At 36.5% G+C, this 14027-nt stretch carries 14 protein-coding genes; 8 read left to right on the forward strand and 6 right to left on the reverse strand.

The features are described from left to right. Position 1: 1 nt before the first annotated feature. The 5 genes from CRT24_RS05170 to CRT24_RS05190 all read left to right on the forward strand — a co-directional run bounded on the left by CRT24_RS05170 (position 2) and on the right by CRT24_RS05190 (position 5853). Positions 2-1171, forward strand: coding sequence for a 1-deoxy-D-xylulose-5-phosphate reductoisomerase (locus tag CRT24_RS05170; protein WP_099370185.1), 1170 nt, complete (start codon positions 2-4; stop codon positions 1169-1171). Positions 1172-1193: 22 nt separating this feature from the next. Continuing rightward, positions 1194-2504 (forward strand): RIP metalloprotease RseP, encoded by a 1311-nt coding sequence (gene rseP / locus CRT24_RS05175; RefSeq protein WP_099370186.1) that lies wholly within the window; start codon positions 1194-1196, stop codon positions 2502-2504. Positions 2505-2794: 290 nt separating this feature from the next. Then, positions 2795-3895 (forward strand): glutamine-hydrolyzing carbamoyl-phosphate synthase small subunit, encoded by a 1101-nt coding sequence (gene carA, locus CRT24_RS05180; RefSeq protein WP_099370187.1) that lies wholly within the window; start codon positions 2795-2797, stop codon positions 3893-3895. A gap of 202 nt (positions 3896-4097) precedes the next feature. Next, entirely contained in the window at positions 4098-5396 is a 1299-nt protein-coding gene (gene eno, locus CRT24_RS05185) for a phosphopyruvate hydratase (RefSeq protein WP_099370188.1), read from the forward strand. A gap of 154 nt (positions 5397-5550) precedes the next feature. Continuing rightward, on the forward strand, positions 5551-5853 hold the full coding sequence (locus tag CRT24_RS05190) for a septum formation initiator family protein (protein WP_099370189.1): 303 nt from the start codon (positions 5551-5553) through the stop codon (positions 5851-5853). Between the two features lie 61 nt (positions 5854-5914). On the opposite strand, the gene CRT24_RS05195 is transcribed toward CRT24_RS05190, so the two are convergent. The 6 genes from CRT24_RS05195 to CRT24_RS05220 form a co-directional block, all read right to left on the reverse strand. Next, positions 5915-6619, reverse strand: coding sequence for an FkbM family methyltransferase (locus CRT24_RS05195; RefSeq protein ID WP_099370190.1), 705 nt, complete (start codon positions 6617-6619; stop codon positions 5915-5917). 46 nt (positions 6620-6665) lie between these two features. Then, entirely contained in the window at positions 6666-8030 is a 1365-nt protein-coding gene (locus tag CRT24_RS05200) for a pyridoxal-phosphate dependent enzyme (protein WP_099370191.1), read from the reverse strand. Between the two features lie 52 nt (positions 8031-8082). Beyond that, a complete protein-coding gene (locus CRT24_RS05205; RefSeq protein WP_099370192.1) occupies positions 8083-8922 on the reverse strand; it encodes an AMP nucleosidase in 840 nt (279 codons plus the stop codon). 70 nt (positions 8923-8992) lie between these two features. Beyond that, a complete protein-coding gene (gene clpX / locus CRT24_RS05210; RefSeq protein ID WP_099370193.1) occupies positions 8993-10243 on the reverse strand; it encodes an ATP-dependent Clp protease ATP-binding subunit ClpX in 1251 nt (416 codons plus the stop codon). Between the two features lie 5 nt (positions 10244-10248). Beyond that, the gene (gene clpP, locus CRT24_RS05215; RefSeq protein ID WP_099370194.1) at positions 10249-10947 is read right to left on the reverse strand and encodes an ATP-dependent Clp endopeptidase proteolytic subunit ClpP; all 699 of its coding nucleotides are present in this window, start codon (positions 10945-10947) and stop codon (positions 10249-10251) included. A gap of 41 nt (positions 10948-10988) precedes the next feature. After that, entirely contained in the window at positions 10989-11459 is a 471-nt protein-coding gene (locus tag CRT24_RS05220) for a type I restriction enzyme HsdR N-terminal domain-containing protein (protein WP_099370195.1), read from the reverse strand. A gap of 72 nt (positions 11460-11531) precedes the next feature. Here CRT24_RS05220 and holA point away from each other — a divergent pair, with 72 nt between their 5' ends. From holA to CRT24_RS05235, 3 genes are all read left to right on the forward strand, one after another. Continuing rightward, complete coding sequence (gene holA / locus CRT24_RS05225; RefSeq protein ID WP_099370196.1) at positions 11532-12539, forward strand: DNA polymerase III subunit delta; 1008 nt, start codon at positions 11532-11534, stop codon at positions 12537-12539. Positions 12540-12724: 185 nt separating this feature from the next. Further along, entirely contained in the window at positions 12725-13102 is a 378-nt protein-coding gene (locus CRT24_RS05230) for a hypothetical protein (RefSeq protein ID WP_099370197.1), read from the forward strand. 139 nt (positions 13103-13241) lie between these two features. Next, a complete protein-coding gene (locus tag CRT24_RS05235) occupies positions 13242-13805 on the forward strand; it encodes an RNA polymerase sigma-70 factor (protein WP_099370198.1) in 564 nt (187 codons plus the stop codon). Positions 13806-14027 lie beyond the last annotated feature (222 nt).

Here is a 14027-nt window from a genome sequence, read left to right on the forward strand (position 1 = left end):
TTTGAGTAAAAGAAAATTAGCCATATTAGGTTCTACAGGTAGTGTTGGGACACAGACTTTGGAAGTAGTAGAACTTTATCCCGATCACTTTTCTATTACCGTATTAACTGCTGGCAAAAATGCTGACCTGTTAATCCAACAAGCACTCAAATTCAAACCTTCGGCAATTGTTGTGAGCGATAAAAGCGCTTATGAAAAAGTTAAGGATGCTTTAGAAGGTAAAGGTATAGAGGTGTATTTTGGAGAAGAAGCATTGATTGATGTTGTTCAAAGAGATGATATTGATATTGTTCTTACTGCAGTTGTTGGTGCGGTTGGATTGAAACCAACTGTTGCTGCCATTGAAGCCGGAAAAGATATTGCCCTTGCAAATAAAGAAACTTTAGTTGTGGCTGGTGAATTAATCACCAATCTGATAGAAAAGAATAACGTCAAGTTATTGCCAGTTGATTCAGAGCATTCAGCAATTTTTCAATGCTTGGCAGGAGAAGAAGAAAATCCAATTGAGAAGATTATCCTTACTGCATCGGGCGGCCCTTTTAGAGGGTTGTCCAGGAATGATTTGGTTTCAGTGACCAAAGTGGAAGCATTAAAGCATCCAAATTGGAGCATGGGAGCTAAAATTACCATCGACTCGGCATCATTAATGAACAAAGGTTTGGAAGTCATTGAAGCAAAATGGCTGTTTGGATTGGAGGCTGACCAAGTAGATGTCATTATCCATCGTCAATCCATCGTCCATTCATTGGTCCAATTTGAAGATGGTTCTTTAAAAGCTCAAATGGGGCTTCCAGACATGAAGCTCCCGATTCAATATGCCTTAACCTACCCAAAACGATTCAAAAATGATTTTCCACGTTTTAATTTCTTGGATTATCCAACCTTAACTTTTGAACAGCCTGATATGGAAGTGTTCAAAAATCTTAAGCTGGCTTACCAAGCATTGGAAGCGGGAGGTAATGCACCATGTGTTTTAAACGGTGCCAATGAAATTGTTGTGGAAGCATTCCTAAATGATCAGGTAGGGTTTTTGGAAATGAGCGATATCATTGAAGAGACATTGTGTCAGGTGAAATCCCAAAAAACGTTAAGTTTAGAGGATTATCTGCAGTACGACCTTGAAAGTAGGACTGTGGCACGAAGTTTAATAGATCGTAATAATAAAAAGTAAATTAATAACAAAAATATAATAGATGGGAATTGTAATCATGGTTGGGCAGGTCCTTTTAGGCTTGTCTTTATTAATCATCTTGCATGAGCTTGGGCACTTTTTGGCAGCTCGAGCATTCGGCATCAAGGTAGAAAAGTTCTATCTTTTCTTTGATGCATGGGGTGTGAAATTATTTAAATTCAATTATAAAGGTTGTGAGTACGGTGTAGGTTGGTTACCTCTGGGCGGTTATGTTAAGATCGCAGGTATGATCGATGAATCGATGGATACTGAACAGATGAAAGGTGAACCTCAACCTTGGGAATTCCGTTCAAAACCAGCTTGGCAAAGACTGATCGTCATGTTGGGCGGTATCATCGTCAATGTTATTGTCGGTATCCTCGTGTTTTGGATGCTAACCTTTAAATATGGTTCGACTGACTTCGATAATAATCAGTTGTATGGTGTAAAACCAGGGATCATTGGAGAAAAGATCGGTTTGAAAGATGGTGATAAAATATTAGCAGTCAACGGTAAAAAAGCTAATCTCTTCTTTCAGGACCTTATGACATCGGATGTATTGATGGGTGAAGCTGTTCTAACTGTTGAACGTGCTGGACAACAAATGCAAATCACGCTTCCAAAAGACATTTTAAACGATGTTTCGGAACATAAAAAGAACGAATTGGTTCAGCCTATGTTCAAAATGACACCTGTGAATCTAGTGGAGAAAAATAGTAGGGCAGACAAAATGGGATTGCAAGTAGGAGATAGTATTGTTTCTATCAATGGTGTTCAAGTACAGCAATTAGATGAATTCAAATCTCAGGTAACTGCCAATAAGAATAAAGAAATCAATTTGGAAGTTATTCGTAATGGTAGTCCTGTAACATTAAAGGCAGCTGCTGATACTTCTTCTGTCTTAGGATTCAATAATTTTCCTTTAGTTCAGCATCAATATGGTTTCTTTGAAGCTTTACCTATAGGTACTAAAAAGGCATTTTCTGTAATTACCGACAACATCAAAGGTTTTGGTAAAATATTTAAAGGTGAAGTTCGTGCAGATAAGGCATTGTCTGGCCCAGTAGGAATAGCGACAATGTTTGGTACTGAAGTAGACTGGTTGAGATTTTGGAGCTTGGTAGGTATGCTTTCAATGGCATTAGCATTTATGAATATGCTTCCTATTCCAGCATTGGATGGTGGGCATGTGATTTTCTTGTTGATAGAAATGATACAAGGAAAACCATTGAGTGACAAATTCTTAGAAAAAGCTCAAATTGTGGGTTTCTTTATAATCGTCGCCCTGATGATATTTGTTTTCGGAAACGATATATTTAAACTGACAAAGTAAGATTAGAATTGAAAATATATAAAGGCTGTCATTAATAAATATGACAGCCTTTTTTTTGTTAATTTCGGGAATAATAAATTAAAAAACTATTGTTTGCGAATTAAAATAATTTGTACCTTTGTCTCCCAATAAAATGAAAGAGACCTTTTACCCAATATCATCCATTAAAGTAGTAACTACTTCAAGTCAATCTATTAATTGATATGTTAGCCCGTTTGGGCTTTTTTTATGTTTGGGAGTTAAGGAGATCAATCATTAAATTTGAGAATACGTTTTAACTAAAGATAAGAATGACCAACTACAGCAAATTGCCAGCAATTTTAGTCCTTGAGGATGGGACAGTTTTCCATGGTAAAGCAGCAGGTAAGATCGGTACGACAACAGGCGAAATCTGTTTCAATACGGGTACTACAGGCTACCAAGAGATCTTTACAGATCCTTCTTATTATGCACAGATCATGGTGACAACCAATGCACATATTGGTAACTATGGTATTGATGGAGAAGATGAAGAATCTAAAAAAATTCAGATTGCAGGGTTAGTTTGTAAGAACTACAACATTAATTATAGCCGTAAGATGGCTGACCAGTCTATTCAAAATTACTTCGAAGAAGAAAATTTAGTAGGTATATCAGATATCGATACGCGTTCATTGGTTCGACATATTCGTAGCAAAGGAGCGATGAATGCTATTATCTCATCCGAAAACTTAGATGTTGAGTCTCTTAAAGCTGAATTGGCGAAAGTGCCTTCAATGGCAGGATTAGAGCTTTCTTCAGCAGTATCTACAACTGAACCTTATTTCTACGGTGAAGAAGGTGCTCCAACTCGTATCGCAGTGCTTGATCTTGGTATCAAGAAGAATATCTTAAGAAACTTTGACTCTCGTCAAGTTTATGCTAAGGTATTCCCGGCAAAAACTACTTTCGCTCAAATGGAAGAGTGGAACCCAGATGGTTACTTTATTTCCAATGGTCCTGGTGATCCAGCAGCAATGGACTATGCTATCCAAACTGTAAAAGAAATCTTAGCTGCTGATAAACCAATGTTCGGGATTTGTCTTGGTCACCAAATCTTAGCATTGGCAAATGATATTAGGACTCAAAAAATGCATAATGGGCACAGAGGTATCAATCACCCTGTGAAAAATATAATCGCAAATAAATGTGAGATCACTTCTCAAAACCATGGTTTTGGTGTTGTGGCAGAAGACATTAAAAATTCTGATAAAGTTGAAATCACACACATCAACTTAAATGATGATTCTATTGAAGGTATCCGCGTGAAAGGAAAGAACGCATTCTCGGTGCAATATCACCCTGAATCTTCACCTGGTCCACACGATTCAAGATATTTATTTGATGACTTTATTGCAATGGTAAAATCATAAGGAAAGAAGATTATTTAAAGCTGCATTCACATTGGATGCAGCTTTTTTGTTTCTTATAACCTAAATCTGCTACGATAATTTAATTTTTATAAGAAGTAAGGCTTATCACTTAGATTTTTTCATATTTTTGATATAGTAATAATAATTATTATATTAGTGTCTTAAATACACTAAGTAAGATATTTAAATAAACCACACAAAAATGAGCTTGATAATTGACGTACATGCGCGCCAGATTTTAGATTCGCGCGGAAATCCTACGATAGAAGTTGATGTAACAACCCAAAATGGTTTTGTTGGCCGTGCAGCGGTTCCATCTGGAGCTTCTACAGGTGCACACGAAGCTGTAGAATTACGCGACGGTGATAAGAAAAAATACCTAGGTAAAGGTGTTTTGAAAGCTGTTGAAAACGTAAATACTAAAATCGCTAAAGCTTTAGAAGGTGTAGACGTATTTGAACAAAATGCAATCGACAAATTAATGATCGATTTAGATGGTTCTGAAAACAAAGGTAAATTAGGTGCTAACGCTATTCTTGGTGTTTCTTTAGCAGTTGCTAAAGCAGCAGCACAAGAAAGCCGTCAGCCATTATATCGTTATATCGGTGGAGTAAATGCTAATACACTTCCTTTACCAATGATGAACATTGTAAACGGTGGTGCTCACTCGGATGCCCCAATCGCTTTCCAAGAGTTCATGATTATGCCTGTAGGCGCTGAGTCCTTCTCTGAGGCTTTGCGTTGGGGTGCTGAAGTTTTCCATAACTTAAAGAAAATCCTTCATGACCGTAACTTGTCTACAGCAGTAGGTGACGAAGGTGGTTTCGCGCCAACTTTCGAAGGTACTGAGGATGCTATCGAAACAATTCTTGAAGCTATCAAAAAAGCTGGTTACAAACCAGGAAAAGATATCTGTCTTGCTTTAGACTGTGCTTCTACAGAATTCTTCGTAAAAGGAAAATATGACTATGCTAAGTTCGAAGGTAAAGGTGGTGCTGTTCGTACTATCGAAGAACAAGTAGATTACCTTGCTGAATTAACTGCTAAATACCCTATCATCTCTATCGAAGATGGTATGGCAGAAGACGATTGGAAAGGATGGAAATTATTAACTGAGAAAATCGGTGACCGTGTACAATTAGTAGGTGACGATTTATTCGTTACAAATACTAAACGCCTTCAAGAAGGTATTGATAAAGGTATCGGAAACTCAATTCTAGTTAAAGTAAACCAAATCGGTTCATTGACTGAAACAATCAATGCTGTTCATTTAGCACAAACTAATGGCTATACATCAGTAATGTCACACCGTTCTGGTGAAACTGAAGATACTACCATTGCTGACTTAGCTGTAGCTTTAAACTGTGGTCAAATTAAAACAGGTTCTATCTCTCGTTCTGACCGGATCGCGAAATACAACCAGTTGTTACGTATCGAGGAAGAATTAGGCGCTAACGCAAAATTCATCGGAAAAGATTTTAAATACGCTCCGAAAAAATAATTGCTTTTTGAAGCATGAAAGGGAACCAATTGGTTCCCTTTTTTATTTTTCAACATTGGTTAATTTAATTATTTGAATAAGCCCTTTCTAAACTTGTAATGTTCATCTTAAATTAGTTATCTTTAACCGAATTTAAATTGCTTTGTACAAGCCTATGGAACGTTTCATTAATACTATCCGTAATCAATATCTTATCGCTGGTGTAGCTTTCCTAGTGTGGATGTGCTTTTTCGACCGATATGATATAACTACCCAATATAATTTTCAAACTGAAAAAGCTAAATTGGAACAGGAAAAAGAGTATTATACCAATGAAATCGAAAGCATCTCGCAATCTATTAAAGATGTACAATTCAACCAAAGTGAAATACAACGCATAGCACGCGAAAAATATAAAATGAAGAAAGATCAGGAAGATATATATATCATAACTGAGGTAGAGGCACCAAAAAATTAAGACCTTACAGAAAACTAAAAAAGCTCGGAAATTAATTCCGAGCTTTTTTAGTTTAATATTTTTATTGAGTCTTGACCAACGAGATTTCCTGATAGGTGTCTGAAATTGCAAAAATTCTATAACCATGGTCGTGCAGCTGCTTAAAGAATTTTTTACCCTTTTCAAGTCCATCATCAAAAAAGCGTTCATGAGTTTCGACCAAAATCTGTTTTATGGGTATTCCAGAATTTAAAATCCCTTCCATCACTGCATATTCAGATCCTTCTATATCCATTTTTAACACATCAATGTGGCGATGGCCCAATTCGCTGACAATATCCTTAAATTCCTTTAAAAGGACTTCTACAGCATTGCTCTCATCCACTAGTTTATGGCCATAAACACTGCCAGAGACATGTTCTTTGTTCTTGGGAAGATTGAAAGTTACTGTGCCAGTCTTTTCACCTATTCCAAACGGATGAAAATAAAACTGCTCAGGTGTATTGTTGTTTTTAATATAGTTGATGGATTTTGGGGTAGGGTCGAAGCCATAAACCTTGGAGCCATGTTTTTCAATGATTGCCTTGTCAAATGAAATGTCCTCACCAATTCCGAAAGAATAAACAATGGCATTGTCAGGAACTAAAGTTGGATCCACATAAAAACCACCATATCCATTGCCGTACCATTGTTTCTGACGTTTTTCTTCTATATCAATAAATGCAATTTTACCTATTCTTGCTTTTACCCAATACTCAAGTCTTTTAAGTTTATCGTTTCTTTCCATTCTTTAAGGTAGATATTATTAAATATACCCAAAAAATAGAAAAATACTAAACTTCTGAAATTGCATTTATAATATCATATTGTGTGATAATATTTATCCTTCCAAAACTGTCTTCAACAAGCACTGCTTGCGTGTCTTTATTGATTAATCCTGATATTTTATCAATTGAAGTATTTAAGTCTACGAAAGGAAATGGTTTGGTCACGATTTCTTCCACTGCAGATGACTTTAACGAAGGATTTTCTAATAATGCCGATAATATATCCGATTCTGTCACTTTTCCGATAACCATACCTTGTTGTGTTACAGGTATTTGGGAGATGTTCAGTGACTTCATGATATTGAAAGTCTCTACTACTGTTTGGTTGGCGTCAGCAGTGATGATCGCTTGTTCACCACGCTTCTTAAGTATTGATTTAGCGGTTAATTTCTCGTCTTCTAGGAACCCTCTTTCTCTTAACCAATCTTCATTATACATTTTGCCCATGTATCTTGATCCATGGTCATGGAAGATGACTACAACGACATCATCATCTTTCAAATCAGCGCCTAATTGTAACAAGCCTGCCAAAGCAGCTCCGGCAGAATTGCCTGCAAAGATCCCTTCTTTCCTTGCCAAGTCTCTTGTCATTAAGGCAGCATCTTTATCGGTCACTTTTTCAAATAAATCAATGACATCGAAATCAACATTTTTCGGCAAGAAATCTTCACCAATACCTTCTGTTATATAAGGGTAAATTTCATTCTTGTCGAATATGCCTGTTTCTTTATATTTTTTGAAAATTGACCCATAGGTATCGATTCCCCATACTTTGATATTCGGGTTCTTTTCTCGAAGGTATTTTGCTGTTCCAGAAATGGTACCGCCAGTTCCGACTCCTACTACTAAGTGAGTGATTTTACCTTCTGTCTGTTCCCAGATTTCTGGCCCTGTCTGTTCGTAATGAGCTTTAGAGTTAGAAAGATTGTCATATTGATTGGCCTTCCATGCATTGGGAACTTCTTTTTCTAACCTGCTGGATACGGAATAATAGGAGCGAGGGTCCTCCGGATCTACGTTTGTTGGGCAAACAATTACCTCCGCGCCAAAGGCACGAAGGGCATCAATTTTTTCCTTAGACTGTTTGTCTGTTGTGGTAAATATACAACGATAACCTTTTACAATGGCAGCCATTGCCAAGCCCATCCCAGTGTTTCCTGAAGTTCCTTCTATTATCGTTCCTCCAGGTTTCAAAAGTCCAGCTTCTTCAGCATCCTCAATCATTTTCAATGCCATTCGGTCTTTGATTGAGTTTCCAGGATTGCTGGTTTCTATCTTGGCTAATATAGTGCCTTTTAAGTGTTGTGTTATCTTGTTTAATTTAACCAATGGCGTATTGCCAATGGTCTCAAGTATGTTATTGTACCACATAGGTGAAAATCTGTTCTGTTTGTTTGTTGTCTACTACAAAAGTAGATATTTTTTAGAACTTCAGGTGTTTAACTGTTAGACCGTTGTTGATTAATTGTTTAAGTGCATCAATACCAATCTTAACATGAGTCTCAACATAGGATTTAGTCACTGTCACATCAGATCTTTCCGTCTTTACGCCCTCAGGTACCATGGGTTGATCTGAAACCAATAATAAAGCTCCTGTTGGGATTTTGTTGGCAAAACCAACTGAGAATATAGTCGCCGTTTCCATGTCGACAGCCATTGCCCTAATGCTTTTTAGGTACTTCTTGAAAGTCTTGTCATGTTCCCAAACTCTGCGGTTTGTGGTATATACAGTTCCGGTCCAATAGTCACGTGAATGGTCGCGGATTGTGGTAGAGATTGCCTTTTGCAATGCGAAAGCAGGTAACGAAGGCACTTCCGGTGGTAAATAATCATTTGAAGTTCCCTCGCCACGAATAGCAGCTATCGGTAGAATCAATTCACCGACATCAATTTTCTTCTTCAATACTCCTGTTTTCCCTAGGAATAAAACTGCTTTAGGATGGATAGCTGTCAACAGGTCCATGACTGTTGCTGCTACTGGTGATCCCATACCAAAATTTATTATAGTGATACCATCAGCAGTACAGGTTTGCATAGGTTTATCCTCTCCCATAATAGGTGCATCATCGTGCATTTGGGAGAAAAGTTTTACATAATTGCTGAAATTGGTTAACAAAATATATTCGCCAAACTCATCAAGAGGTCTTCCTGTATATCTTGGAAGCCAATTGTTCACAATATCTTCTTTTGTTTTTAATCCTGCCTTAATTGGAGAGTTTACTTCTTCTACATTTTCAACTTTTTCGTCTTTCTTCTTTGTCATAATTTCATCCTTTCTTAATAATGTGCTAATACAAAAAACCCTCGCGTGATAGGCGAGGGTTTAGGTTTTTTTAAGCTACTTGCAATTTTTTGAAGTCTGTTTTTGCAAATTTGTTCTTCGCGTAATCGAGCGTTATCAGCAAGGTCTTATCGTCTGAATTGTCCTTATTGCTCGGTGTTTCGAACATGGCATCCAGCATAATGGCCTCACAGATACTCCGCAGACCGCGGGCACCGAGTTTGAATTCCCAAGCTTTATCAACAATGAAGTCGTAAACCTCAGGCTCAAAAGACAATTTAATGCCTTCATATTCAAACAACTTAATGTATTGTTTTACCAATGCATTTTTTGGCTGGGTAAGGATATTAAGTAATGTTTCCTTATCCAATGGATTTAAGTGCGTAAGAACTGGTAAACGACCGATTAACTCAGGGATCAATCCGAAGTTCTTTAAATCCTGCGGAGTGATATATTTGTATAAGTTATTCAAGTCAATTTCCTGATCCTCATCTTTCATTTTGTAACCAACAGTTTGAGTTCTCAATCTGTTCGCAATTTTCTTTTGGATACCATCAAAAGCACCACCACAAATAAACAAGATGTTACTTGTGTTTACCGAGATCATCTTTTGATCAGGATGTTTACGGCCTCCTTGAGGTGGTACATTTACATTTGTTCCTTCTAAGATTTTCAACAATGCTTGTTGAACACCTTCTCCGGATACGTCACGTGTAATTGAAGGATTGTCGCTTTTTCTCGCGATCTTATCAATCTCGTCAATATAAATGATACCTCTTTCAGCAGCTGCTACGTCGTAATCTGCTGCCTGTAGTAACCTAGTCAAGATGCTTTCAACATCTTCACCCACATATCCTGCTTCTGTCAAAACAGTTGCATCCACGATACAAAATGGTACATTTAATATCTTGGCAACAGTTTTGGCCAACAAAGTCTTACCAGTACCAGTTTCTCCTACGATAATCAAGTTGGATTTTTCGATCTCAGTTTCATCAGAATCGACACGTTGGTTCAAACGCTTGTAGTGGTTGTAAACCGCCACAGAAATAACTTTCTTTGCGTCATCTTGACCAATTACATACTGATCCAAATGTTCCTTGATCTCTTTAGGACGAATTAACTTAAGAGCAGTTTGAATAGATTTATTCTTGCGTTGCTTAAGCTCTTCCGCTAAAATCTCCCCAGCTTGTTGCACACATCTGTCGCAGATATGCGCACCATCACCCGCAATAAGCATTTGCGCTTCATTCTTACTGATTCCGCAAAATGAGCAATGGATATCTCTATTGTTCGATTTACTCATTGTTTTTATTTTGTTTCTTTCTTAGGTAGCAATACCTCATCTATCATACCAAATTCTTTGGCTTCTGAGGCGCGCATCCAATAATCACGGTCTGAAGATTTCTCAACCCATTCATACGTTTGGCCGGAATGATCAGCAATGATTTTGTATAACTCTTCTTTTAATTTCAACATTTCACGTAAGTTGATCTCCATATCAGATGCTACTCCTTGTGCACCTCCTGATGGTTGATGAATCATAACGCGAGAGTGACGTAACGCAGCACGTTTTCCTTTAGCTCCTGCTACCAACAAAACGGCACCCATAGACGCTGCCATACCTGTACAGATAGTGGCTACATCGGGTGAGATATATTGCATCGTGTCGTAAATTCCTAAACCTGCATAAACACTTCCTCCTGGAGAGTTAATGTAGATCTGAATGTCGCGTTGTGCATCTGTAGATTGTAAAAACAATAATTGTGCTTGAACAATATTTGCTACTTGGTCATTGATGCCGTCACCTAAAAAGATAATACGGTCCATCATCAAGCGTGAAAACACGTCCATCTGCGCAACATTCAATTGACGCTCTTCGATAATGTAAGGTGTCAGGTTGCTTGGAATTTGTTGCTGTAATCTAGAAATGTAACCATCTACATGTTGGCTTCCAATTCTATGATGCTTGATAGCATACTTTCTAAATTCGTTTTTATCTATATTCATGTGTTTCCTTCTGGCTTTAAGCTACTAATATAATATTTATTTTAAAATTCAAAATCTTCTTGATGAAAAGATGGCAGTTCCGTTATAAATGTAAAATTCGACTGCTCAAAATCAATCCTACAATAATAATGCTCAATTCCATTACTGACTAAAAGTAGAGGAATTTTGTAAATGCTATTGTAATTTGCGATTTGATGAAATACTTTTTCGGTAATTTTGACAGATGGTGCTTTGAATTCTGCCAAAAGTACTTTGGAGCCCTTTCGGTCATAAATCACCAAATCAGACCTTTTTTGAAGAGCATTCAGTGAAAGTCCGCCTTCGATTTTCATCAGTGACATGGGGTAGCGATAGTGCAGGTTCAGGTGACTTACCCAGTGTTGTCGTACCCACTCCTCCGGTGTCAACAAAAGATGCTTTTTTCGCAGCTCGTCGAAAATATAATACTGATCTTGTTTTTTGCTGATTTTGGCCGGAAAAGGCGGTAAGTTCAATGGAACCGGTCTAAACATTTACAAATTTACGAAAATTTACAGCCCTTTACAAGTCATAAAAGTCTACACATTTTCGTACTTTCGTACAGCATGAATACCCAATCCATATTATCAGAAATAAAGAAAAAAAAATTAGCACCTGTCTATCTTTTACATGGGGAAGAACCATACTTTATTGATTTGATTGCTGATGCTATCGAGCATACCGTATTGGATGATGCTCAAAAAGGTTTCGACCAAACGGTGGTATATGGAAAGGATACAGACTTCTCTAATGTTGTCAGTATGGCAAAGCGGTACCCAATGATGAGTGATTATCAAGTAATCGTAGTCAAAGAAGCGCAGAACTTGAAGTGGAAAGATGATGAACTCCTCCAAAAATATCTAGAACAGCCTACTCCAACAACAGTTTTAGTATTTGCACATAAGTACAGCAAATTTGATAAGCGGAAAAAGGCTTATAAGCTTATGGAAAAAGCAGGGATTGTTTTGGAATCCAATAAACTTTATGAAGATAAGGTTGCAGCATGGATTGTTGAACAACTCAATGCTTCTGGCAGAAAGGTACATCCTCAGGCATCCGCATTAATGGCTGAGTATCTAGGAACTGACCTTTCTAAAATCGCCAATGAAATAGAAAAACTCCAATTAAACATTCCTGTTGATAAAGAAATTACAACAACAGACATTGAACAAAATATTGGTATCAGCAAAGATTTTAACGTATTTGAACTCAATACTGCGTTGTCAAAAAGAAATGCCTTAAAAGCATTTCAGATCGTAGATTATTTTGCAGCAAATCCAAAAAGTAATCCAATGCCGGTCGTAATAGGTTCTCTCGGAACTTATTTTACGAAAATATTAAAATACCATTACCTTCCTGATAAATCACAAACAGCTGCCGCCAAACAGCTTGGAGTTCACCCCTTCTTTGTCAAGGAATATGAATACGCAGCAAGAAACTTCAATCGCAGAAAAACTTTTGAGATCATCCATGTCATTAAAGAGTTTGACCTAAAATCAAAAGGTATGAATGTGGGTCATCTCACTGAAAGTGGTGATTTATTAACCGAATTAATCTATAAAATATTAAACTAATACAATGAAAAATTTTTTGGTGGCTGTAGTCCTTTTGTTATGCATCAAATTAGGATATAGCCAGAGTAATTACTATTCAATAATCCAAGCTGGCGGAAATATAGGTTTGTCCAGGATATGACGGTAAGTTCAATGGTTACTCTCTGCATTTTATTTTTGGTAAAAATTTAAATGAGAAAGCTTATGTGGGTATTGGTTTAGGTAATGAAACCTTGAAGGGCTCTTATACTCAAACGAATAGTCCAAATGATGACAACAAAACAGCCAAATATGACAGAAATCTATTCCCTGTATTTCTAGATGCCAGGTTACCTCTTGCCTATATTGGTGAAGTATCAAGAATTGGTGTTTTTGCTAATGCAGGGTATGCTGCAAAAATTGGACCTGTATACGACAAAGGAGCAATGGGAAAATTAGGCGTCTTTTATCTTTACGATTCCTTTAATAAAACAAAATTCACATTTTCAACATCCTATGTTTACCAACAACTAAAAGGTAATTTGTATGGCTCAGATTTTAAACATCAGCACCTTAATCTGTCAGTAGGAATTATGCTGAAATAAGATTTTTCTTCAAAATTTTAGACTTAAATAATTTACCCAAAATATTTATTCGATTAATTAGTTCCACTTAAAGTTTATTATTTGTTATTTTAGATACTTTAAAGCTATTTAAAGCGATAAATTATCCTGAAAAGTATAAATGAATCATAATATTTCAAAAACGGATTCTGAATTATTGGTAATGCTCAAGAATAATAATCCTAAGGCATTTACTGAGATTTATAATCGTTATTGGGATAAATTGTATGTCGTCGCTGCAAATAAATTAGGGGATCTTTTCCAAGCTCAGGAAATTGTTCAGGAAATATTCCTAGATCTTTGGCGTAGAAGAGAAAAATTAGCTGTTACAGAAAATTTAAATGGCTACCTCGCAACCGCCCTAAAATATAAGGTCATTAATCTCAGACAAAAAAGGACTGTTGAACAAAAGTATGTTGAGCATGCTAAAAAATCAGATGATCAAGCTTATTCTATGGAAAATTACCTCCAATTTGATGAACTAAAAGCTAAGTTGGAAAGATTAGTCGCCAAGCTTCCAGAAAAATGTCAAATGGTTTATAAATTAAGCAGGGAGGAAGGGTTATCTCAAAAGGAAATAGCACAGAAACTAGAAATAACAGAAAAAACAGTTGAAGCCCACCTAACTCGAGCATTAAAAACTTTGAAATCCGGATTGAGATACCTGTTATTCTTCTTTTGGTAAGAATTTAATTCCATAGATCCTTCTCTATAATTAATTCGGCAGAACAATATCCTTAATATTTCCCTCTAAAATTTAATTTCACCCTTTGTAAATCAATACAATATTAAATAATTTTTATAATAAGTATTTTTATTTAAGCTATTCATAACCAGTTACTTGTCGTGATAATTTACTCTTTGTTTAGTCTCAATATTAAATTTTTATTAATTTTTTTCAAAATCG

The sequence above is a fragment of the Sphingobacterium sp. 1.A.5 genome, assembly GCF_002734235.1.
In the GTDB taxonomy this organism is placed as follows: Bacteria; Bacteroidota; Bacteroidia; order Sphingobacteriales; family Sphingobacteriaceae; genus Sphingobacterium; species Sphingobacterium daejeonense.